This window comes from Helicobacter baculiformis, assembly GCF_900197685.1.
In the GTDB taxonomy this organism is placed as follows: Bacteria; Campylobacterota; Campylobacteria; order Campylobacterales; family Helicobacteraceae; genus Helicobacter; species Helicobacter baculiformis.
This window is the reverse complement of record NZ_FZMF01000029.1, coordinates 1-23,140: the sequence shown is the minus strand read 5'-3', so window position 1 is coordinate 23,140 and position 23,140 is coordinate 1. Positions and strand designations below refer to the sequence as shown.

Annotated in this window: 23 protein-coding genes; 16 read left to right on the top strand and 7 right to left on the bottom strand. The window is 47.1% G+C overall.

Annotation, left to right across the window (positions count from 1 at the left end; genetic code table 11):
* Position 1 precedes the first annotated feature (1 nt).
* Genes msrB through C6G87_RS05475 form a run of 7 tightly spaced genes read left to right on the top strand, consistent with a single transcriptional unit; the run spans position 2 to position 7,128 of the window.
* Positions 2–1,036 (top strand): peptide-methionine (R)-S-oxide reductase MsrB, encoded by a 1,035-nt coding sequence (gene msrB / locus C6G87_RS05505; protein WP_199767648.1) that lies wholly within the window; start codon positions 2–4, stop codon positions 1,034–1,036.
* Complete coding sequence (locus C6G87_RS05500; protein WP_104752525.1) at positions 1,036–2,007, top strand: KpsF/GutQ family sugar-phosphate isomerase; 972 nt, start codon at positions 1,036–1,038, stop codon at positions 2,005–2,007. The genes msrB and C6G87_RS05500 overlap by 1 nt, the downstream gene beginning before the upstream one ends.
* Before the next feature lie 10 nt (positions 2,008–2,017).
* The gene (locus tag C6G87_RS05495) at positions 2,018–2,257 is read left to right on the top strand and encodes a DUF2443 family protein (protein WP_104752524.1); all 240 of its coding nucleotides are present in this window, start codon (positions 2,018–2,020) and stop codon (positions 2,255–2,257) included.
* A gap of 8 nt (positions 2,258–2,265) precedes the next feature.
* Positions 2,266–4,077, top strand: coding sequence for a glutamine--fructose-6-phosphate transaminase (isomerizing) (gene glmS, locus C6G87_RS05490; RefSeq protein ID WP_104752523.1), 1,812 nt, complete (start codon positions 2,266–2,268; stop codon positions 4,075–4,077).
* Positions 4,077–4,928 (top strand): glycosyltransferase family 25 protein, encoded by an 852-nt coding sequence (locus tag C6G87_RS05485; protein ID WP_104752522.1) that lies wholly within the window; start codon positions 4,077–4,079, stop codon positions 4,926–4,928. The genes glmS and C6G87_RS05485 overlap by 1 nt, the downstream gene beginning before the upstream one ends.
* Positions 4,928–6,004, top strand: a complete 1,077-nt coding sequence (gene rlmN, locus C6G87_RS05480; RefSeq protein WP_104752521.1) for a dual-specificity RNA methyltransferase RlmN — start codon at positions 4,928–4,930, stop codon at positions 6,002–6,004. Before C6G87_RS05485 ends, rlmN begins: the two co-directional genes overlap by 1 nt.
* Positions 6,001–7,128 carry a glycosyltransferase family 4 protein gene (locus C6G87_RS05475; protein ID WP_104752520.1) on the top strand — a complete coding sequence of 376 codons (1,128 nt, stop codon included), beginning with the start codon at positions 6,001–6,003 and terminating at the stop codon, positions 7,126–7,128. The genes rlmN and C6G87_RS05475 overlap by 4 nt, the downstream gene beginning before the upstream one ends.
* On the opposite strand, the gene C6G87_RS05470 is transcribed toward C6G87_RS05475, so the two are convergent.
* Positions 7,125–7,889, bottom strand: a complete 765-nt coding sequence (locus C6G87_RS05470; protein WP_104752519.1) for a hypothetical protein — start codon at positions 7,887–7,889, stop codon at positions 7,125–7,127. The two genes, C6G87_RS05475 and C6G87_RS05470, sit on opposite strands and share 4 nt — an antisense overlap.
* Positions 7,890–8,010: 121 nt before the next feature.
* On the opposite strand from C6G87_RS05470, the gene C6G87_RS05465 reads away from it, so the two are divergent.
* Entirely contained in the window at positions 8,011–8,799 is a 789-nt protein-coding gene (locus C6G87_RS05465; protein WP_233709031.1) for an outer membrane protein, read from the top strand.
* Positions 8,800–8,815: 16 nt separating this feature from the next.
* Here C6G87_RS05465 and C6G87_RS05460 read toward each other — a convergent pair whose 3' ends face one another.
* Genes C6G87_RS05460 through C6G87_RS05445 form a run of 4 tightly spaced genes read right to left on the bottom strand, consistent with a single transcriptional unit; the run spans position 8,816 to position 12,929 of the window.
* Entirely contained in the window at positions 8,816–9,964 is a 1,149-nt protein-coding gene (locus tag C6G87_RS05460) for an FAD-dependent oxidoreductase (protein WP_104752518.1), read from the bottom strand.
* Positions 9,965–9,974: 10 nt separating this feature from the next.
* Entirely contained in the window at positions 9,975–10,937 is a 963-nt protein-coding gene (gene rocF, locus C6G87_RS05455) for an arginase (RefSeq protein ID WP_104752517.1), read from the bottom strand.
* An 11-nt stretch (positions 10,938–10,948) separates the two neighbouring features.
* Complete coding sequence (locus C6G87_RS05450; protein ID WP_104752516.1) at positions 10,949–12,607, bottom strand: cation acetate symporter; 1,659 nt, start codon at positions 12,605–12,607, stop codon at positions 10,949–10,951.
* Complete coding sequence (locus C6G87_RS05445; RefSeq protein ID WP_104752515.1) at positions 12,594–12,929, bottom strand: DUF485 domain-containing protein; 336 nt, start codon at positions 12,927–12,929, stop codon at positions 12,594–12,596. The genes C6G87_RS05450 and C6G87_RS05445 overlap by 14 nt, the downstream gene beginning before the upstream one ends.
* A 206-nt stretch (positions 12,930–13,135) precedes the next feature.
* On the opposite strand from C6G87_RS05445, the gene pxpA reads away from it, so the two are divergent.
* Genes pxpA through C6G87_RS05415 form a run of 6 tightly spaced genes read left to right on the top strand, consistent with a single transcriptional unit; the run spans position 13,136 to position 18,723 of the window.
* Positions 13,136–13,909 (top strand): 5-oxoprolinase subunit PxpA, encoded by a 774-nt coding sequence (gene pxpA, locus C6G87_RS05440; RefSeq protein WP_104752514.1) that lies wholly within the window; start codon positions 13,136–13,138, stop codon positions 13,907–13,909.
* Between the two features lie 9 nt (positions 13,910–13,918).
* The gene (locus C6G87_RS05435) at positions 13,919–14,152 is read left to right on the top strand and encodes an acetyl-CoA carboxylase (protein ID WP_104752513.1); all 234 of its coding nucleotides are present in this window, start codon (positions 13,919–13,921) and stop codon (positions 14,150–14,152) included.
* Between the two features lie 3 nt (positions 14,153–14,155).
* Positions 14,156–15,517: an acetyl-CoA carboxylase biotin carboxylase subunit gene (locus C6G87_RS05430; protein WP_104752512.1), complete on the top strand. Its 1,362-nt coding sequence runs from the start codon at positions 14,156–14,158 to the stop codon at positions 15,515–15,517.
* A gap of 2 nt (positions 15,518–15,519) precedes the next feature.
* Positions 15,520–16,416: a 5-oxoprolinase subunit B family protein gene (locus C6G87_RS05425; RefSeq protein WP_104752511.1), complete on the top strand. Its 897-nt coding sequence runs from the start codon at positions 15,520–15,522 to the stop codon at positions 16,414–16,416.
* Entirely contained in the window at positions 16,413–17,387 is a 975-nt protein-coding gene (locus C6G87_RS05420; protein ID WP_104752510.1) for a 5-oxoprolinase subunit C family protein, read from the top strand. The genes C6G87_RS05425 and C6G87_RS05420 overlap by 4 nt, the downstream gene beginning before the upstream one ends.
* Before the next feature lie 10 nt (positions 17,388–17,397).
* Positions 17,398–18,723 (top strand): purine-cytosine permease family protein, encoded by a 1,326-nt coding sequence (locus tag C6G87_RS05415; RefSeq protein WP_199767647.1) that lies wholly within the window; start codon positions 17,398–17,400, stop codon positions 18,721–18,723.
* 24 nt (positions 18,724–18,747) lie between these two features.
* Here C6G87_RS05415 and C6G87_RS05410 read toward each other — a convergent pair whose 3' ends face one another.
* Both C6G87_RS05410 and purN read right to left on the bottom strand, forming a co-directional pair.
* Positions 18,748–19,923, bottom strand: a complete 1,176-nt coding sequence (locus C6G87_RS05410) for a cation:proton antiporter (protein ID WP_104752509.1) — start codon at positions 19,921–19,923, stop codon at positions 18,748–18,750.
* On the bottom strand, positions 19,920–20,543 hold the full coding sequence (gene purN / locus C6G87_RS05405) for a phosphoribosylglycinamide formyltransferase (RefSeq protein ID WP_233709030.1): 624 nt from the start codon (positions 20,541–20,543) through the stop codon (positions 19,920–19,922). The genes C6G87_RS05410 and purN overlap by 4 nt, the downstream gene beginning before the upstream one ends.
* A 100-nt stretch (positions 20,544–20,643) precedes the next feature.
* Between purN and htpG the strand changes: the two genes are divergently transcribed.
* Positions 20,644–22,506 (top strand): molecular chaperone HtpG, encoded by a 1,863-nt coding sequence (gene htpG, locus C6G87_RS05400; protein ID WP_104752508.1) that lies wholly within the window; start codon positions 20,644–20,646, stop codon positions 22,504–22,506.
* Positions 22,506–23,096: a hypothetical protein gene (locus C6G87_RS05395; RefSeq protein WP_104752507.1), complete on the top strand. Its 591-nt coding sequence runs from the start codon at positions 22,506–22,508 to the stop codon at positions 23,094–23,096. The genes htpG and C6G87_RS05395 overlap by 1 nt, the downstream gene beginning before the upstream one ends.
* Positions 23,097–23,140: the final 44 nt, after the last annotated feature.

The window sequence follows — 23,140 nt, the reverse complement described above, 5'->3', positions numbered from 1 at the left end:
CATGCGCGCGTTAGTGTTAGGGGTGTTGGTGTTGGTGGGGGTGTTAAATGGCATGCAGGAGAAAAAGATGCACACAATTTATTTAGCGGGGGGGTGTTTTTGGGGGCTAGAAGCCTATATGGAGCGCATTTATGGGGTGAAAAATGCGCTGGTGGGCTATGCCAATGGCAAGAGCGATCAGACCAATTACCACGAGTTGCACAATAGCGATCACGCCGAGACGGTGAAAGTGGAGTTTGATCCCAAAGAGATCAGTCTAGATAAACTCTTGCTGTACTACTTCAAGGTAATCGATCCCACAAGCCTAAACCAGCAGGGCAATGATCGCGGGCGGCAGTACCGCACCGGGATTTACTACACAGACCCCAAAGACGAGCCTATCATCGCTAAAGCCCTGGCGCGCTTGCAAAACCATTACCCACAAAAGGTGCGCGTTGAATTAGAACCGCTCAAAAACTTCGTGGTGGCAGAGGAGTACCACCAAGACTATTTGAAGAAAAACCCGGGGGGGTATTGCCATATTGATCTCAAAAAAGCCGATGAGGTGATCATTGATCCCAAGGACTACCACAAGCCTAATCAAGCCGCGCTTAAAAAACAACTCAGCGACCTGCAATACAAAGTAACTCAAGAGAGCTACACAGAACACCCCTTTGAAAACGAGTACGACACTCTGTTTAAACCCGGGATTTATGTGGACATCACCACGGGCGAACCCCTCTTTTTATCCACGGATAAATTTGATAGCGGGTGTGGGTGGCCTGCCTTTAGCAAGCCCATCAGTAAAGAGGTGGTGGGGTATGAAAAGGACACCAGTTACAACCGCCTGCGCACCGAAGTGCGTAGCCGTGTGGGCAATGCGCATTTAGGGCATGTCTTTGAAGATGGACCTAAAGAATTGGGGGGCTTGCGTTATTGTATCAATAGCGCGGCGTTGAAATTCATCCCCTTAGAGGAAATGGAAGCTAAGGGGTATGGCTACTTAGTGCCCGTGCTCCAAAGAGCCCTGATTAAACAAGAAACCAAGCGCCTCTAATGGCAACTTTAGATTATGGCGCGCTCGCGCACAACACGCTTGACCTAGCCGCTGATGCGCTTTTAAACACTAAAGAGAGACTTACGCATACGGCTTTAGAGCCTATCATCGAATGTTTGGCAAACGCTCCCCTTGTGGTGGTGATGGGGGTGGGCAAGAGCGCGCATATTGGGCGCAAGATCGCCGCCACACTGACCAGTACGGGCACTAGGGCGATCTTTTTACACCCCACTGAGAGTTTGCATGGGGACATGGGCATTGTGGGCAAAAAAGATGTGATCTTGGCGATCAGTTTTGGGGGGGAGAGTGTGGAGCTTTTGGAGGCGCTTAGCTTTTTGCGCCACTCTAAGATCATTGGCATGAGCAAGAGCGCGCATAGCGCATTGGGCAAGCTTTGCACGCACCATTTAACACTCAAGATTGCCAAAGAAGCCTGTAGCTTTAACATGGTGCCCACCACCTCCACCACGCTTTGTCTAGCCCTAGGCGATGTGTTGGCGGTGTGCTTGATGGCGCACAAGGGCTTTAGCCAAAGCGATTTTGCCCGTTGTCACCCCGGGGGGCTCTTGGGCAAGAAAATGCACCTACGCGTGCGCGACATTTATCGCACCCATGCCCTGCCCTTAGTGAGCGCGCAAGCCTCTTTGCATGAAGCCCTGCTAGAGGCGACTCATCAGGGTTTGGGCAATGCTCTCTTAGTCAATGAGAATCAAGAGCTCGTAGGGGTGCTCAGTGATGGAGATATTCGGCGCGCTTTGTTGCAACCGCATTTTGATCGCCATGCTCTAGCTAAAGAGTTTGCCACTTCAAATCCAAAGTATATTCAAGACCCCGATATGTCGGTGATGGAGGCGCTTGACTTCATCGAGACACATCAAATTTCTTTACTTATTGTGTTGAATGCACATCATAGAGTTCTAGGAGTGGTGCATTTGCACACTCTCTTAGCCCTAGGGCTCAAAGACCACTAAAGGGAGAGCGATGTTTGAACGCCTAGATCAACTCATTAAAGACATTGAAAATGCCAAAGACGAAGTAGAATTGCTCTTAAAGCTCGCCAATGTGAGTTTGAGCGATTTTATCTTGATGAAGCGCGGGAGTTTAGACATCCCAGAGGGTTTGGACATGGCTTTTTACACCCAAATTAGCGAACATGTTGAAGAACTCAAGGAGTGTATCAACGCGCTCAATAAATACAAACGAGAAATGTTAGTTTTTTAAGGATTCTTATGTGCGGGATTGTGGGCTATTTGGGCACAAAGGAGAGAGTGGGGCTTTTGTTGGAGGGATTGAAAGAATTAGAATACCGGGGTTATGATAGCGCGGGGTTGGCTTTGCTAGGGGAGGGCGCGCCCTTGCAAGTCTTTAAAACTAGCGGCAAAATCAGCGCGCTAGAACACTTGGTGCAAGGCGTGCGCACACAGGGCTTAGGGGTGGGGATTGCCCACACCCGCTGGGCTACCCATGGCAAACCCACGCAAGAAAACGCCCATCCGCATGTCTACGGGCATAGCGCGCTGGTGCACAATGGGATCATTGAAAATTACGCTTTGCTTAAAGCGCAATTAGAGCAAAAAGGGCATCTCTTTTCTAGCCAAACCGATAGCGAGGTGGTGGTGCATTTATTTGAAGACATGCTAGAGACAACCCCGGCTAACAATATGGATCAAGCCCTGCAGGTCTTTAAAAACACGATCGCCCAATTAGAGGGGGCATATGCGATTTTGCTCATCAGCGCGCGCTTCCCCACTTGTATTTTTTATGCTAAAAACCACTCTCCCTTGATCCTTGCCACAGGCAAAGAGGGAGTGTATTTTGCCAGCGCGCAAAACGCCCTAGTGGGGCATGCCCAACAAATGGTGCGCTTGGGCGAGGGGAGTGTGGGGGTGCTAGATTGGCAACACCCTATAGACTTGAATCGCTTGGGCGTGGTGCAACCCATTGCCCAAGATTGCCAACAGAGTAGCAAAGAGGGCTTTAGCACTTTCATGGAAAAAGAGATTTATGAACAACCCAAAGTCTTAACCTTGTTAGGGCGACTTTCTAGCGATCGCGTGCATTTGGAATTACCCCCAGGCTTTTTAGAGGGCATTTCTTGTATCAGCATTAGCGCGTGTGGGACGAGTTATCACGCCGGGTTAGTGGGGAAATATTTGATAGAAAGTTTGGCCGGAGTCAAGGTGCAGGTGGAATTAGCCAGCGAATACCGCTATGCCCATTTTGCTATCCAAGAAAACGAGCTTTTCGTCGCCATTTCTCAAAGTGGGGAGAGCGCGGACACCCTAGAGGCGTTGCGCCTAGCTAAAGCTTTGGGCTTAAAGACTCTTAGTCTTTGCAACACGCAAAGTTCTACAATGGCAAGCATGGCTGATGGGTTGCTTTTAACCCATGCGGGCTTAGAGCGCAGCGTGGCTTCTACTAAAGCCTTTGCCAGTCAGGTCTTAGTGCTTTGGCTTTTAGCCCTGCAACTCGCCCAAGAGAGAAGGACTCTAAAGCCTGAAATGTTGCAAGGACATATTCAGGCTATTCATGCAAGCATGGAGGCAATGGGGCGCGTGTTGGATCTGCACCCCCATATTGCTACTTTGAGCGCGTGTGTGCTTGAACACAAACCTAGAGGGTATTTTTTCATGGGGCGCGGGGTGTTTTACCCTCTAGCCCTAGAGGGCGCGCTCAAACTCAAAGAGATCGCCTATGTACACGCGCAGGGCTATGCCAGCGCAGAGATGAAGCATGGACCCATTGCTTTAGCTGATGCGCGTTTACTCTCTATTGCATTGATCCCCGGATCTCTTTTATTTGCGAAAAATTTAAGCAACTTAGAAGAGTTACGCGCGCGCGATTCGCGTATCTTGGCTTTGAGCCCTAAAGAGATTGTCAATGCACATTGGCAGATCAACACTCCTCCGTCCACGCATCCTATGCCAGAATTTTTTAGTATGCTGGTTGTTTTGCAACTCTTTGCCCTAGAAATAGCGCAACTCAAACGTCTAGATGTAGATAAGCCCCGCAACTTAGCCAAGAGTGTAACCGTGGAGTGATGAACACACCGACCCCCATTTATATTATCCACTTGAGCCAAAGTTCTAGGGATATTGCGCCTTTACTTTGGCATTTACGCTACCTTTTGGGGCGCGTGCACTTCTCAAATGCTTTTGAAATCGCCCTATTTGAGGGGGTTAATGGTAAAGAGGATTTTGCTAAACAAGGAATTACTTTTAAGCACGCGCACCCTGTATTAAATGACTTCGCCCCAAGCGTGCCCCGCAATATGGAATCCTTAAAGTTGATGTGTTTAGCGCTTAAAAGTCGTGTGAATTTCCAAAGTTTAGGACAATTAGGCTGTTTCGCGAGCCATTATCTACTTTGGCAGGAGTGTTGCAAAGCTAAACATCCTGTCATTGTGTTAGAGGACGATGTCCTGCCCACCTTTGATTTCTATGAAAAGTGTCTCTTGGGCTTAGAGGCGATCAACGCATCTCAGGCTGAGATCGTGCGTCTTTTTTCTTTAGATTTTAAACACCACCATATCCGCTCCACCATGACGGAGTGTTTTGATTGGATTTTTAGCCCTTATGGGGGGATGGGCACGCAGGGCTATATTTTAAGCCCCCAAGGGGCCCAAAAGCTTTTAAAGGCTTGCCCGCCTCAATGGGTCTTACCTGTGGATACCTATATGGATGCGCATTATACCCATCATGTCAAAACTCTGACTTTAAAATCCTATGCGTTGCTTATAGAACCTGTTCCCACACAGGTTGCCCATGCGAACACGCAGCAATTTAAAGGGTGGCTTAAAAAACTCTCGTGGTTATTGCGTTTATGTAATTTTATTTTAAAAATCCGCTTATTCTGTCAACATCTTTTTTATCTTATTTTTAGGCACTTTTAATGCACACAAAACCCTCTGTATATGCGCTGACTTTAGCGCAATGGCAAACCTATTGCACGCAACACGGCTTTAAGCCCTTTGTGGGCAAACAACTTTACACTTGGCTTTACCAACGCTACGCCTATCTAGATCAAATGCACAATCTCCCCAAAGCCTTTAAAGAGCGTTTGGCTGACGATTTTGAGGTGCGCCCCTTAGAAATTTTAGAGCGCCAACAAAGCACAGATAAGAGCGTGAAATACCTCTTTAAAACCTCTGATGGGCATAGCTTTGAGAGTGTGTACATGGTGATGCAAGAAGCGCAAGAGGGGGGTACTGCAGAAAAGATCACCCTGTGTTTGAGTTGTCAAATTGGGTGCAAGGTGGGCTGTGTCTTTTGTGCGACCGCTAGGGGGGGCTTTGTGCGCAATTTAGACGCGGGCGAGATTGTAGAACAAGTGGTCGCCCTCAAGCGCGCCCACCAATTAGAGCCCACTAAGGGGATCAATATCGTTTTTATGGGCATGGGCGAACCCTTGCACAATTTGACGCAAGTGGTACGCGCTTTAGAGATTTTAAGCGCCCATGAGGGGCTCAATATCGCCCCTAGACGCATCACTATTTCTACAAGCGGGGTGGTGCCCGCTTTGCAAACTTTGGGCGCGCTCAATTTGGGCGTGCAATTAGCCATCTCTTTGCATGCGGTCAATGACACCCTGCGCTCCAAACTGATGCCCATTAACAAGCGCTACAATTTAGAAACTCTGATCAACGCGCTCAAAGCCTACCCCCTAGACACGCGCAAGCGGGTGATGTTTGAATACTTGATGATTAGGGATCTCAACGACTCCTTAAGCCATGCCAAAGAACTCTTAAGACTGCTCAACGGGCTAAAGGCAAAAATCAATCTCATCCCCTATAACTCTACCCCCCATTCTAGTTTTGAACGCCCGCCCTTAGAGAGGGTGCAAGATTTTGCTAATTTTCTCAACCAAAAGGGATTGTTGTGCACCATTCGCATTTCTAAGGGGCAGGACATCGCGGCCGCCTGTGGGCAACTTAGAGAAAAATGCCTTAATGATTCCAAGCACTTATGAGAAAACGCATTTTAATCAACGCGACGGCACTGAGTAGAGATTTAACGGGTTTAGGTGTATATACCCATGCTTTAATCCAAGCTCTTGAAGCGCATTTCCAACATCATAAAGGGGTAACTTTAGAACTCTATGCCACAGAAAGACTTTTTGCTGATCTTAAATCCCTAGAACACTACCTAGCACAAAAACCTTCTGTGGGCTTTTTGGCGCGTTTAAAAAAGCCGGTGCGCAAATGGATTCAGCGGAGGCAACAACAAGCTCTTTTAGAGCATGCGCACTTCGATTTGTGCATTGAGCCGGATTATCTGCCCCTTGTAGGTGTCCACGCTAAAAAAACCTTAGGCTGTATCCATGATGTGCCCATGTGCGATATACAGGCATGGGCGGTCGGGAAAACTTACCAAAAGCTATGGCATACGCGGCTTTTAGCGCAGATGCGCGCCTATGATGAGGTGATTTGTTTTAGTGAATGTGTGAAACTTGATGTGCTCAAGGCATTAGGACTTTGTGAATCCAGAGTGCATAAAATTTACCACGGACTTAGGGAATACCGCACTTTGGAAGTAGCCCCTCTCCCTCCCCATTTAGGGGCATTTATTTTAGTTGTGGGGGCAAAGGCTAAGCGTAGGAATGTAGCGCGGTTAGTAGAAGCCTTCAAGCTTTTACCAATAGATTTACAAGCGCGTTTTAAAATTGTGCTTACAGGTGCGCCCAATAATTTAGCCAAAACGGAACTTGCAACTCTTGAACATGAAAAATTCATCATTAACTTGGGCTATGTTTCTGATGCGCTGCTACAAACCCTCTATGCCCACGCGCGGATTTTATGGTGGGGAAGCTTAGCTGAAGGCTTTGGTCTGCCTATGCTAGAAGCGATGCAGGCTAAGTTGGTTGTTTTGGCAAGCCATGTTTCTTGCATGCCAGAGATTCTGGGCGATGCTGGAATCTATTGTAACCCTTATAACGCTCAAGATATCGCCAAACAGCTAGAACGCGCTTTGACTGATGAGACTTTGCGGGCCACTTGTATTGCTAAAGGGGTGGAGCGCGTCAAGCAATTTAGTTTTAAAAAGAGCATGCGGGCACATATAGAAATCATAGAGAGAATATTAAGGGAGTCTTAAGGCATACGGATAAAATACTGACACCGATAAAAACGCTCACCCAAATTGGGTTCTTGGAGCAGAGCATGGAGTTTTTGACGGCTTAAAGGTTTAGTCTGCATGAGTTGTTGCAACAAAAAGCGTTGTTTGCGCCCTTTAAGAGTAGGTTTTAGACGCCTAAAAAATGCGCTTCGTAAGAGAGCCTGCTTATCGGTACGAGTGTGGCAAGCAGCGACCATATCTTGCAAAAGAGTTGTATGATCATGTTGTAGAGTGCTATAATGGTTTTTAAGGGTGTTGAAGTATTTTGTTTGCATGTGTGTGCACTGGGCTTGTTCGCTAGGTTTGATCGTCAACCCCGCGCCTAATTCGTTAAAGAGATCATTTTTAGCACAATTGTTTAAGAGAGTGTGGAATGACTGCTGAGTTTGGGGAGGGCTTTTCGCTTGCGTTTTTTGTGAATCTTGGACTTCAGCGAGCAAATCGCTACGCTGAATTTCAACGCTATTAGCCACAGGCGTACCATGAATGTCTTGAGAAGAAAGTCCTGAGTTTTCTAGCCGCCTATGGTGATGGTGATGATGTTTTCTAGGGGGTATGGTGTCGTCATCAAAACTCGGAGGTTGTAAGCGCGTGTAGTAAGTTACGGGTTGCTCAGAAGAGCTGTTAAGCTGGTCTTGATTATCTTGAGAAAGTGAAGAGAGAGCAAAAAAGGGAAAAAATCCCATACATCCTAAATTACACAGCACGAAAAGCCCGCCACACCACCACCGCCAGCCCATGTAACTCCTTAGCTGAAAAAATGCGCCTAGTATAACCTAGTATCTTAAATTTCTTCTCTTGACAAGGTTTTTATTTTTCCTTATAAATGGAATCCTTATTTTGCGCCAAACAAGGAGTGTTATGTTAGCCACGAGTCGCAAAATTTTAAGCGCGGGTATTTTTACGCTTTTAGGTCTTGCACCCTTGAGCGCGGAGCGTAACGGGGTTTATGTGAGTGTGGGGTTTGAGTATTCCAATATGCAGGGCACATACAATGTCAATCGCCCCGAATCGACATCGTATGCTACTCAGAATGGTATAAAAATGGAGCTCATCACTCCCGCCTTGAAGGAAAACGATCATTATTCTGGCAACCTTTTTGGGGCGGATATTCAAGCGGGCTACAAGCAATTTTTCGGCAAAAAGAAACATTTTGGGGTGCGTTATTATGGAATCTTGAGTGCTCAGGGAGGGGGTTATTATGGGCAATTAAGCCCCGTTACAAAGGGGTCGCTTTCTAATGTATTTTATGGTGTAGGTGTCGATGCGCTTTATAACTTCTATGAAAAAAAGCATTATACATTCGGGGTCTTTGGGAGTGTAATGCTAGGGGGAAGTGCTTGGGGCTTGGGTGCTGGATACACCAATGGACAATGCACAACGAGGACATCTCAGAATATCTGTCAAAGCATGAATAAAAAATTTTCAGCCCTAGCAAGTGACATTAATCAGAATGGTGGTACAGCTAGTTCTACAGCTAACTATGTGCAATTTGCCTTTAACTTTGGCTTGCGTGCTAATCTTAGCCGACACAATGGGTTAGAGTTAGGGATACGCGTCCCCGTGATCAATGATCCCTTCTTCAAGAGTCACACCAAAAACAATACAGATGTCAACTTTTCGTTGCGTCGTGTGATTGCTTTTTTGTGAATTATGTTTACAATTTTTAGAGTTGGGCTAGCACTTCCTGAGCACTTTTATAGGGTAACTTAAAGGATCGGGCGATGCCCTCTTGGGTGAGGTAGCCTTGATAGGCACTCAAACCTCCTAGAGTGTTTGCTACAATGGGGGTGTCTGCTTGTAAAAAGCCTTTCAATCCATGTTGGAGGAAATAAAGTAGATAGGGTGCGCTGGCATGGCTATAAGCGCTTGAGCTCGTGCGTGCCACCACACCAGGCATATTGGGCACTCCATAGTGCAATAAATCCTCTTGCAAATATAGCGGGTTGGAATGGCTAGTTTGGTGAATTGTTTCAATACATCCGCCCAAATCGCAAGCCACATCGATCACCACACCCCCTTTTTGCATGCGTGCTAAATGGTGTTTTAAAATGACTTTAGGAGTGGCTGTGGCGGTTTGTAAGACAGCCCCCACCAAACCCAAAGCCCCTTCTAGAGCGTAGAGGATGTTTTCCTCGTGCACGCTCAAGATCTCTAAATGATATAAATGTGTGTAGGGGTGATCTTGCAATTTAGCATAGTTGAGTTCTAGCACTACCACACGCGCACCCATCAGGCTTAAAGCTTTAGCGGCTTCTAAGCCCACTACGCCCCCGCCTACTACCACAACCTTAGCCCGCGCCTCCCCCGCTAACGCGCCTAATAAAACCCCCTTGCCTTTTACACCGGGCAAATGTTCCAAGCCTAAAAGATAATGTTGGATTAAGTGAGCGGCTAAATTACCTGCAACCACACTCATGGGGGCTAAAATAGGGTAATTATTTTTAGGTCCAGCAATAGTTTCTGTGCAAATGGAGAGAATCTGGCGATCGACAAGCATGTGCGCTAGGGAGGCGTTATAAGCCAAATCTAAATAGCTAAATAAGGTGCTTCCTTTTTTAAGCAAAGTATATTCATGTTCTAAGGGCTCTTTACATTTAACAATCACGCTCTGCCCCCAAGCCTGTTCTTTGGAGACAAGGCGCGCCCCTGCGCGCCTATATGCCTCATTACTATAGCCGCTCAGCACTCCTGCGTCCTCTTCCATGTATAACTCTATGGACGCATTTTTTAAAAGCCATGCTACATCTTCAGGCACAAGCGCTACGCGCGCTTCAAAATCCATGCTCTCTTTGGGCAGACCCACCGCTAACATGCATATTCCTTCAACAATAATTGCAAATTTTAGGGCGCACTTTAGCGTTTTTGCATAAATGCCCGATCGCGCTATCCAAAAGCTCTAAGAGCACTTGTTTATCTCCCCGAATTCCCACTTCCGGGTTGTATTCTGTGATCTCTAAAGCGGCAAGTTTGGGCGCAAAGCGCTTTAATAAAAGCTCTAGCAGGGTTTTAAGTTCCTCGGGGGACAAGCCATTATTTTCGCGTACCCCCGTAGAGCGAAAGAGCTTCCCATCCATAATATCCACATCCAAGCTCAAATACACCAAATCCACCGCTTCTAAAAGTGTTTGTGCTTTTTGCACACATGCCTGCATATCCGCTTGGATATCTTGCACTCTAAAGAGGGGAATGTGATGTGTGGCGATCATGGCATCTTCACTTTTTTCTGTGCTACGAACCCCAAAGTACACCAAATGTTGCGGATCAAAGGCTTTTGTTCCCTCCTTAATACCTAGGCTACAAAGTTGTTTCCAATAATACTCTTCTTGGGCATTGAGGGGATTATGTCCTGAGTGGATCGCATTGATGAGCATGCCCAAAGGCATGCCGTGTAAATGCCCCGTGTCACTATCATAGGCGGTGTGGATATCTGCATGCGCGTCCAAGTACAAAACTCCTATCTTTTTGTTGGGGTGTACCCCACGCAAGGACTGCAAAATACCAAAGACATTAGAATGCTCTGAACTCAAGATTAGGGGAAAATTCTTGCTTTTGAACACCCCATGCATTTTAGGAATCAGGCTATCCCTACAAAAAATGTAATAATCCTCAAAATTCTTTGCATACCTAAAAAAAGTCTCTAGGGCGCATTGTTTTTGGCGGATGAGCACCATATGCTCAGTGATTTCAGGGTAGCGCTCTATCAAAGCTCGCCTCAGTTCTTGCACGCCCTGATTACTTCCATGTTTAGAAGCCCCTAATTCTGCTATCAAACTTACTAAAATCATGCTTTTACCTTTTAATGTGCTGTGGAGCTAGAAATACCAATCCCGCTTTGGGCGCGAAAATCCTGCGCCCCAAAGCCCGCTTTATCCACCTGTGCCCTAGGACTTTTGTCCGCCTTAGAAATAAGATAAATGAGAATAAAAGTCAAGGGCATAGAGAAGAGCGCGGGGTGATCGTAGGGGAAGATTGCATGGGCATGCCCAAAGCTCTTCACCCACATGCTAGGGCTAAGTAACACCATCGTGATCACGGCTAGCCAGCCAATGAGCCCACCCCAAAACGCCCCCCTAGTGGTGAGATTTTTCCAATAAATGCTCAAAAAGAGAATGGGGAAGTTCACACTCGCCGCAATTCCAAAAGCCAAGCCCACCATGAAAGCGACATTTTGGTTTTCAAACACCAAACCTAACACGATGGCTAAAACCCCTAAGCCGATAGTCGCCCCCTTGGTAACGCGCATTTCCAACTTGGGATCACAAACCCCTCCCTTAAAAGCATGCACGAAGAGATCATGGCTAATTGCCCCCGCACCTGAAATTGCCAGCCCTGAAACCACAGCTAAAATTGTCGCAAAGGCAACAGCAGAGATAAAGCCTAAGAACACATCGCCCCCCACAACCCCAGCCAAATTAATGGCGACCATGTTTTTGACCCCATTATAAACCCCATCAGGACCGACAAATTGGGGGTGGGCATAAAGCAAGGCGATCGCCCCAAACCCAATAATGAAAGTCAAAATATAGAAATACCCAATAAAACCTGTGGCGTAAAAAACCGATTTGCGCGCCTCTTTAGCGTCTTTAACCGTGAAAAAGCGCATCAGAATATGGGGCAACCCGGCCGTGCCAAACATCAAAGCCAGCCCTAGAGAGATCGCTGCGGTGGTGTTGGGTAAAAAAGTGCCTGGAGCCATGATTGCCTCGCCCTTGGGATGGTGCTTGATCGCTTGGGCGAAATAATAGCTTAGATCAAACTTGGTCAAATACAAGATCATCACCGCCATAAAGGACGCGCCAAAGAGGAGCAAGATTGCCTTAATGATCTGTACCCAAGTAGTGGCATGCATCCCTCCAAAAGCAACATAGCAGATCATCAAAATCCCTACTAAGATCACCGCCACGCTGTAGGGCAGACCAAAGAGAAGTTGAATAAGTTGCCCCGCGCCTACCATCTGGGCGATGAGATAGAAGATCACCACACTTAAAGCGGAGATGGCTGAAATCACGCGGATAGGCTTGACTTCTAGGCGGTAAGCCGTGATGTCTGCAAAGGTAAACTTACCTAGATTGCGGAATTTCTCGGCGATCAAAAATAAAATGATGGGCCAGCCTACCAAAAAGCCCACAGAATAAATCAGCCCATCAAAGCCATTGGTGAAGACTAAGGCTGTGATGCCTAAAAAGCTTGCTGCACTCATAAAATCCCCCGCAATGGCGATTCCATTTTGCAGCCCTGTAATACTTCCCCCAGCGGTGTAAAACCCGCTTGCGCTTTGACTTTTCTTGCTGGAAAAATAGGTAATACAAAGCGTACTCAGCACAAAGAGAATAAACATGGAAACCGCGATGGGGTTGAATTTCTGCGTGTTCACTTGTGTAGACTCTAAAGCCGCCCCCCACAACTCCCCCACCCCCAAAAGCCCGATAAGAAGAAAGGGTCTAATGCGTACCATTTTGCAGCCCTTCCAACGCTCCGCTCATTTTGAGTTGCTCTAAAATCTCAGCCTGGGTGCGATCAAAATATGTATTAGCAAGAAAGGCATACAATCCTGTAAGCGCGATACAAAGCACAATGAGAAAAACCCCAGCAATGATCCCTAGCGTGATCGCGCTTGGTCCCAAGCGATAAGCTAAAACATCTGGAAAAAGTCCAAGACTCAATACAAACGCGTAATAACACAAAAAGACGATTATAGACAACCACCAACAAACTTTGTTGCGCAAGGAAACAAATTCCCTAAACGCCCGCACAGATCTCTGATAGGCTTTTGGCATGAGCCACTCCTTACAACTAGATTTTTTCTCATTCTACACAGATTTAATGCGCGCCAAGTGTCTAAAGAACACAAGTCTTCTATAGCTAAAAAGTTTTGTGGTGCTTAGTAACGCTTAGTAGGTCTAGGTTGGTTTTATAATCTTTAGCTCTTAAGCGTTGTTTTTCCCATGCCATACTTCAAGCATATTTTCAAGCAAGGAGAGACATGAAGAAGCATATAGACTTGAACAGCGACATGGGCGAGTGTTTTGGTCCGTGGATTATCGGGGATGGGGTGGATGATGCAATTATGAAGCTCATTAGCAGTTGCAATATCGCAGCCGGCTTTCATGCTAGCGATCCTAGTATCATGCGCCACTCGGTGGCTAATGCCTTAGAAAATGGCGTAGAAATTGGGGTGCACCCGGGCTTTAGGGATTTAGTGGGCTTTGGGAGGCGGCATATCGTGGCTAACCCCACCGAGCTAACCAACGACTGCCTCTACCAGCTAGGGGCGTTGCGTGAGTTTGTGCATTTTCTAGGGGGCAAACTGCACCACTTCAAGCCCCATGGGAGTTTGTACATCCATGCAAGCAAGGATCGCGCCTTTTCTGAAGAGCTCATCAGCACTCTGCACAAAATTGACCCCCATTTGCCCCTGTATTGCATGCAGGGCACCATCACCCACCAAGTCGCTCAAGAGCTCAAACACCCCTTTGTGCGCGAGTTTTATGGGGATCGCGATTATGGCGAGGATGGGCAGTTGGTGATGGTGCGCCGCGCGCGCGCCTACACCCCGCAAGAGGTCGCTAATAAGGTCTTGCAAGCCTGCAAGGAGGGCACGGTTCAAGCGGTAACCGGTAAGGTCATTGAGGTAGATTTTGACTCGGTGTGTATCCATAGCGACACCCCCGGGGCGCTCTCTTTGATCAGCGCGACTAAAAAACTCTTAGAAGAGCATGGCATTGCCATCCAAAAACCCACCATCCACCACCCTTAAGGAGAAATCATGCACGAAGTGATTAGCCCCATCCCCGGGACCTTTTATCGCAAACCCAACCCTGATGCCGCCCCCTTTGTAGAGGTGGGCTCTGAAGTCCATGAAGACACCATTGTCTGCCTAGTGGAGGTGATGAAAACCTTCAATGAGATCAAAGCCGGAGCCAAGGGCAAGATCAAAGAGATTAGGGCAGAAAACGAGCAGTTTGTCAATCCGGGCGATGTGTTGTTTGTCGTGGAGTAACCCATGGCTTACACCCCTCAGAAAATTAAAAAAGTCTTGGTGGCTAACCGGGGCGAGATCGCCGTACGCATCATCCAAGCCGCCCATGAGCTCAATATGAAAGCCGTGGCGATCTACACCGATGCCGATCAGGGCAATTTGGCTTCTCAACTTGCCGATGAAGCCTACCGCGTGGGCGAGAACCTAGCCCATAAGAGTTATCTCAATATAGACAAGGTGTTAGAGATCGCCAAGCAGGCGCAGGTGGATGCGATTCATCCGGGTTATGGCTTTTTGAGCGAGAACGCCCAATTTGCTAAAAGAGTGAAGGAGGCGGGGATCATCTTTGTAGGACCTTCTAGCAGACTTATTGAGACAATGGGCGACAAGGCGAAAGCCCTGCAACAGGCAAAAAAAAGCCAAGTGCCCACCATGCCAAATAGTCCCGTGCTAGAGAATGTGAATCAGGCTCTAGAAGAGGCGCGCGCCATTGGCTATCCCTTGCTCATTAAAGCCATTGCGGGGGGTGGAGGCAAGGGGATTAGGTTGGTGCAAGATGAAGTCCAGCTCATCACCCAATTTGAAATCGCCACCGCTGAAGCGCGCGCGGCTTTTGGCAATGGGGGCGTGTATTTAGAAAAGTATTTGCAAAACGCCAAACACATTGAGGTACAGGTGCTAGGCGATGGGGAGCGCGTGATCCATCTATACGATCGCGAGTGTTCTTTGCAACGGCGCAGGCAGAAGGTGCTAGAAGAAGCCCCCAGCCCTAGCCTAGATTGCCAAACACGAGAAGCCTTGTGCGCGAGCGCGGCGCGCATGGCTAGCGATGTAGGCTATAAGGGCGCGGGGACTTTGGAGTTTTTATACGACACGCAAAGCAAGGGGTTTTACTTCTTGGAGATGAATACCCGTATCCAAGTCGAGCACGCCATTACAGAAATGGTGACCGGGATTGACATCGTGCGCCAAATGTTGCGCATCGCCGATGGCGAGCCCTTGGCTTACCAACAAGAGGACATTTCTTTGCGCGGGCATTCTATTGAGGTCAGAATCAACGCCGAAGACCCCCAAAATAATTTTTTCCCCAGCCCCGGGGAGATCACCCACTTGCAATGCCCCACCGGTTCTGGCGTGCGCTTGGATAGCATGCTCTTTAGTGGGCGCGTTATCCCCCCCTTTTACGATTCTTTGATCGCCAAGCTCATCGTTTACGATCAAAATAGGGAGCTGGCGTTAAGCAAGCTCAAACGCGCGCTCAACGAGTTGAAGATCGAGGGAGTCAAGACCACCACCGCGCTTTTTAAAGCCCTTTTAAACGATCCGCATATCCAAAAGGGCGATTACGACATCAATTTTTTAGAAAGCTATAAACTGGGAGGCTGAAGATGGCGTTTAGATATAGTTTTGGTGGCGACACCTTTTTATTTGTGGAGGTGAGCGAGGATGGGATGTCTTTGGAGGCGTTTTTTCTAGCTATGGCAATTTGCAACAAGCTAAGGGAGATGAAAATTGAGGGCATTACTGAAATCTGCCCGGCTAACGCGTCCTATATGATCGCTTTCAATCCGGACATTCTGCCCCACACCAAAGCCCTAGAGATTTTAAAATCTTTAGAAAAGGAAATTGTGGGGGCGCGCACAGAAATTCAAACCCGCCTGATAGAAATGCCCGTTTTTTACAATGACCCCTACACCCATGAATGCCAAATGCGTTTCCGCAACAACCACCAATGCCGCGAACCGGGATCCACGCTCGATCCCAATATCACCGACATTGAATACGCCCGCCAAATCAATGGCTATGAGAGTGTAGAGGCTTTTATCAAAGCCCACTCAGAAAGCCCATGGTTTGTGAGCATGATCGGCTTTGTAGCGGGCTTACCTTGGCTTTACCAACTTGTAGAACGCCAAGCCCAAATTGAAGTGCCCAAATACCCGGTGGCGCGCATTGACACCCCGGCGCTGACCATCGGGCATGGGGGGTGTTTTGGCTGTGTTTATGCGGTGCGGGGGGGCGGGGGGTATCAGATGATGGGCATCACACCCGCGCCCGTGTGGGACCCCAAGCAGAGACTGCCCTATTTCAAAGAGAGCATGGTGTTTTTAAACCCGGGGGACATCATCAAATTCACCCCCTGCACTAAGGAGCAGTATGATGCCTATGTCAAAGAGGTAGAGGCAGGCACTTTTGATCTCAAGATTCGCCCCACTCTCTTTTCTTTGCAGGAGTGGCAGAGCGATCCTAAGGGTTATAATCAAAAAATCTTAAAGGCACTTGCATGAACTCTTTTAAAGTGATCAAACCGGGCATTGCGACCTATGTAGAGGATTTGGGGCGTTATGGTTACTACCACTTGGGCATCCCCCCCGGGGGCGCGCTCGATCAAGCCTCTTTCATCGCGGCGAATGTCCTAGTAGGCAATGAGCAAAACGCCGCGGCTTTAGAGGTGGCTTTGATGGCACCCGAATTAGAATTTGAAGCAGAAACTTATGTGGCGGTTACGGGCGCGCACACCACGCCCTTAGTGAATGGCAAAGAAATGCCCAGCAACAAGGCGATCAAGGTAGGGGCTGGAGACAAACTCAGTTTTAGCTATTTAAAAAAAGGCGCGCGCGCTTACATCGCCATAGCCGGGGGGGTTGATGTGCCCGTAGTGATGGGCTCGCGCTCTACCTATCCTTTGGGGGGCATTGGGGGCTTTAAGGGGCGCAAATTAGAAGAGGGCGATGTGTTACAAATTGGCAAGCCCACAGGCAAACCCAGTAGCAAGCCTCTAGCAGAAGAGTTTCACTTAAAGCTTGAAGAGGTGGAGTCCTTGCGCGTGATCTTGGGGCTGCAAGATTACAAGCTCACAGAGCAAAGCCTGCATAATCTCTTTAGCGATGTCTATGTCGTGTCCACCCAAGCAGATAGACTGGGTTATCGCTTTAAAAATGGGCAGAAATTCACCTATAAAGACCTACCCCAACCCTTTGGGGCGGGCTCAAATCCTAGCAATATCGCCGATGCGTGTTATCCGGTGGGCTCTATGCAAGCCCCCGGGGGCAATGAACCTATTGTGCTCCAAAGAGATGCGCCCAGTGGGGGCGGGTTTGCGATGTATTGCACGCTGATTAGTTGCGATTTGGATCGACTAGGGCAGTTTGCCCCTAATCAAAAGGTGCGCTTTAAAAAGGTGGAGATGGAGGAGGCGTTGCAGGCGCGCAAAGCCTATCAAGACAAAATTGCCAAGATGATTGCAAGCTTGGCTTAAGGGAGAGACCATGCCAACACACCATCCAGACGATCTGATGCACAAACACAGCGAGGATGAGTCGACTTCTGTAGTCAATGAAACCAGGAAAGCGGGGCGAGGCTCTTTGATGATGTCGTGGTGGGGAGTTTGTTCGGCGTTGTTTTATGTGGTGGTGGGGGTGGCAATGGCGCAAGCTTATGGCACAAAAAACGCCATTATCGGGCTACTTATCACCGTGGTGGCATATTCCTTGATCAATGCTTTCATCGCTAGTTATGCGGCTAAAACGGGTTTATCAGTCGCACTTTTTTCTAGAGTGCTTTTTGGAAGTAAGGGGGCTGCCCTAGCCACTTTGATTTTCTTTGCCACAGCTATTTATTATGCCGTTTTTGAGGGGTATGTGATCGCTGTGGCTGCCACCCATAAATTCCCCGCTCTGCCTCATTGGGGGGCGTGTTTGATCATTGTGGCGTTTTCTGTGCCTCTAATCTTTGGTTCAGTGCAACATTGGCTAGATAAATTTAACGGAGTGCTCTTACCCTTATATTTGTTAGGGTTATTGGCTTCTGTGATTTATGCGACAAGTACTTATGGCTATAACGAAGCATGGTTGCACATGGGTCCTAAAAACCCCCCACCCTTTGGCTGGTGGAATGTGGCGGTGTATTATATGGGCGTGTGGGTGCTCATGATGTACACCTTTGATTTTGCGCGTTTTGGTAAGAAGGAAGATGTGAAATTCCATGCTTTTATCACCTTTGGCGTGCCTTTTTACTTGGTTGCTTTTGTACTCTCAGCGTTAGTAGGAATTTATTTGGTCAGCACCATGCCAAAATTAGCCACCTCAGAGTCCGCTGTAGCTTTCGCTTTTATTGAGTTATTGGGCATCTTTGGGTTGATCTTTGTCATCATCACTCAAGCGCGAATCAACACTGCTAATTACTTCTTGGGTGCGACGAACATGCAAGCCTTCTTTAAAGAAGTGTTAGGACTGGATTTTTCTAAATACATTTGGGCGATCTTGGTAGGCGCGATCGTCTTTTTGCTGATGCTTATAGACATGTTTGCCTATTTGCTCAGCGCGCTAGCTTATCAAGGTATTTTTGTGGTGGCTTGGGTGGCGATCGCTCTAGTGCATATCCTCAGTGTGCCTAATTATGAGCAAGATGTGCGCAACGCTCTGAGCGCGCGCGCTTTCAAGGGCGCGGGGCTGGTGGCGTGGTTTGTTTCTAGCGCCATAGGGGTGCTCGTCTATCATGGGGTGTTTATCCCCAAAGACTTAGGGGCAAACTGGTATGCCACCATCACCTTTATCAGTGCATGTGTGCTGTATTTTTTCTTGCATAAGCGGTAGCAGGACAGAGAGTTGTTAAGCAAATTACGAGGGTGGGGTTTCACTCACAGGTTTTATAGCGCGCATAAAAAATTTAATAGTGCTGGTAAAGAGCACCCCTTCAAAAATAGCTGCGATCACTAAAGAATAGTAGGTATGCTGATCGATTGCACCCACTCTTAAACCCACACTAGCAGCAGTGATCAAAAAAGTGAGAGGCATGGACGCGCTCAGGGCAAACATGGTTGTGGACAAAGCGTTATGAAAATGCTTGCTAAACAGCACAAAACTCGCGCTGACATGCAAAGCAAACATGGCACACACAATTGCACAGGCATGGGAGATAAGAATGGGGTTAGTGATGACTAATTTTAAATCTAGAGTCGATCCTACATGCACAAAAAATAGAGGTACAAAAAACCCAAAACCCACATCATTAAGTTTGTTGAATAATTCGTGCTTATGGGGAAAGAATGTTGAAACAATTGTACCTGCTAAAAACGCGCCCAGTACTAGTTCTAGTTTGAGCCATCCCACAATAACCACCAATCCGAAAAAAAGCATGATAGTGAAACGAATATCTTGATTGGATTCGTTATTGATGGGCATGATAAAGAGTTTCAAGCGCGGGAACCACCAAAACAAGATTTTGAAAAGTTGCACCAAACTTATAATGGCGATGATGAAAGCTAGCAAAATACCTAGAGTTTTACCAAGCTCTAGTCCCAAGCCGTGCAAGTAAATCCCATCCACAATCACTAATAAGATGATGCTAGTAAGTTCACCCAACACCCCCACTTTAAGCACTAAATCTAACCATGGAACTTCCTTGCCATAGTCGCGTACCAAGGTCATAATCATGCCCAAACTCACAATGGGCAAGATAATAATGTAAAGAGCGGGGAGTTTTGCGCTCAGCGTGATTGTAGAGGATAGGGTATAAAGAATCCCAAAGTAGGCAAAGATTTTTTTAAGTAGAGATTTATTGAGCTGCTTAAACATGTAAAGGTCCACTTCCATGCCACATAGAAACATCAAAAATAAAAATCCTACTTCTGCCATTAGATCAAACCCGTGACTGGGGACAAACAAACCTACATACACTCCTAGCGCACCAAAAAGAATTTCTAACACGGCTACGGGCATTTTGATGATTTTGCTCACATAGGGAGCTAGGACCACTAAGGGGGTTATAATGGCAAGAATGATGAAATCGTTCAAGTGAAGCGCTCAAGTCCTAAAGCCTGCAAGAGAGCTTTGGGGTAAAGTTGGTGTTCTAAGGCATGGATGCGTTGGGTAAAACTTTCCAAGCTTTCTTGAGGTTTGGGGTTTAGGGCTTGTTGGGCAATAATGGGACCGCTATCTAGTTGGGGAGTAACCACGTGCACACTTACCCCCGTGCCCTCCTTAGCTTCAAAACTAGCGCGCAACGCGTCCTTACCTTTGAAGTGAGGGAGCATGGAGGGGTGAATATTCAGAGTGGGAAAATGTTCTAAAAACAGAGGACTAACTAGGCGCATATAGCCAGCTAGCAAAACAAGATGACAACGCGCCAAGCTCAAATGTTCGATCAAGGCGCGTTCAAAATCTGATGTTTGTGCGTAGTTAGCGGGTTCTAACACCACGCAAGGTACACCTAATTTTTGCGCGCGCGCGATGCCCGGAGCTTTAGACTTATTGGTCAAACAAAGCGCCACTTCAATAATAATAGGTTTTTTCCCTAAAAAAGTGCGTTGGTGTAAACTTTCTATGAGGGCTTGCATGTTAGAGCCCTGACCACTGAATAAGATTCCTAAGCGCAATAAGGACGCGGGCAAATTTTCTAATAAATTTTCAAACACAACTACCCCTTAGTCAAAGTATGGCGCATTCTAACATATTTTCTGCGCGCCTTTTATGCTATAATCGCGCGCTAATATATTAAATATTTTGGAGTTTTCAATGGGACAAAAACACACTTTCCAAACAGAGATCACCCAACTCTTAGATCTGATGATCCACTCTCTTTATTCTAATAAAGAGATTTTCCTACGCGAACTTATTTCTAACGCCTCTGACGCGTTGGACAAGCTCAATTATTTGGTACTCAGCGATGAGAGTTACAAGCACCTTGAATTTGTGCCCCAAATCCATTTGAGCTTTGATGCCGATCAAAAAACCATCAGCATTGCAGACAATGGCATTGGCATGAATGAAGAGGAGCTCATCGCCAATTTAGGTACAATCGCCCAATCGGGTACGAAAAACTTCTTAGCGCATTTGAGTGGGAATCAGAAAAAGGATAGCGCGCTCATTGGGCAATTTGGCGTGGGATTTTACTCTAGCTTCATGGTCGCCCATAAGGTGGTGGTGCAAAGCAAAAAGGCTTTAGATCAACAGGCTTATGCGTGGATGAGCGATGGGAAGGGAGAATATGAAATTAGTCCCTGTGTGAAAGAGGGTTTTGGAACCACGATCACGCTTTATCTCAAAGAAGAAGAAGCGAAGTTTGCCAATCGCTGGGAGATTGAGCATATCGTTAAGAAGTATTCTGAACACATTCCTTTCCCCATTTTTCTAACTTATACGGAAAGCAAGAGCGAAGGAGAGGGTGAGGAGAAAAAAGAGGTTCAAGAGGAGAAATGCACTCAAATTAACAGCGCGAGCGCGATTTGGCGCATGCAAAAAGCGGATCTTAAGGATGAGGACTATCAGGAATTTTATAAGAGTTTTGCCCATGATAATAACGCACCTCTGAGATGGATACACACCAAAGTAGAAGGCACTTTAGAATACAGCACCTTATTTTATATCCCCAGTAGTGCACCCTTTGATTTGTTCCGTGTAGATTACCAATCTGGGGTAAAACTCTATGTCAAGCGCGTTTTCATCACTGACAATGATAAGGAGCTCCTGCCTCAGTATTTGCGCTTTGTACGCGGAATTATTGATAGCGAAGATTTGCCCTTGAATGTGAGTCGCGAGATTTTACAGCAAACAAAAATCCTAGCCACCATCAAGAGCGCGTCTACCAAGAAGATTTTGAGCGAAATCGCCACTCTGAGTCAGGACACAGAGACTTATAAGAAATTTTATGCCCAATTTGGTAAGGTGCTCAAAGAGGGCTTACATAGTGATTTTGAAAATAAAGAAAAACTCTTAGAGCTGTTGCGTTTTGAGAGCTCTAAGGGCGCGGATTTTCTCTCCCTCAAAGAATATAAAGCCAACATGCCCGCAACACAAAAGAGTATCTACTACATGATGGGTGAAAACCTCGACTTACTCAAAGCCGCGCCTTTACTAGAGAAATACACCCAAAAGGGGTTTGAAGTACTTTTAATGGGCGATGAAGTGGATGCTTTTGTGATCCCGGGCGTGCAGGAATACGACAAAACCCCCCTCAAGGATGCCAGCGCGCTAGAGACCCTCAAAGAGTTGGATTTGCAGGAAGTGAGCGAAACGGAAAAACAAGAGTTTAACGCTGTGTTGGAGGCGTTTAAAGAAGCGCTTAAAGATGAGATCAAAGATGTCGCTTTGTCTAAAGATTTAAAATCTGTGGTCGCGTTGGTGGGCGACACACAAAACGCTATGATGGCAAATTTAATGCGCCAAATGGGTCAAGAAATCCCTAATCAACCCAAAACCCTAGAGCTCAATATTAACCACGCAATCGTACAAAAACTCAAGAGTGTAGAGGATAAAGCCGTGCTTTCTGATGTGGCGCACTTGCTTTTTGAGAGCGCACATCTGCTAGAGAAGGGCGCGCTCAAAAACGCTAAAGACTTCAACCAACGACTCCACAATACGATTTTACGCGCCTTTTAATGCGCTGTTTTTTTTGGGTTTGCGCGCTCTTGCCTTTGGGTGCGCAACCCTTAAAAATCGGAAACGATTTAGGCAATCAAGAGGGCTTCTTAGACTTGCTTACCATCGCCTACACCTCTCAAAAAATAGTATGGATTGAACCTATTCCCAAAGACCTTTGCGCTTTAGATGGATTGCTTGTCTCTAAGTCCACTTTGCACAGACTTAATCTAAGGGGGAAATTGGTTTTCAAAGAGTTATGGTTAGTGTTGGGCAAAGAAGAGTGGAAACAACGCTTACATGCTTCTAACCCCCATGCGCTAGCCAAAGCGCTCAACAACCCTACATTAGCACCCCATCTACAACCCATGCGCACTTGGCGCGCTTACGCACCTACAGATTTGCTCTTATTACCAGCACGACTCTATTTACAGGAACGCGCCATGCACCCCTTTCCCCCTGTGCTTTATAGAATTTACATCGGGTATTTTTGGGCACAACCCTGCAAACACACCCATGCCAACGCGTTTTATAAGTGGCTTAGAAGCCCCGCGATGAAAGAACTCTTGCAAGGCTTCCGCGTGGATTACCAGCATGTGTTTGCACCTTGAGCTCCAAAACTCGCGCGACTGCAGAGCTACAAAACCAACCCATA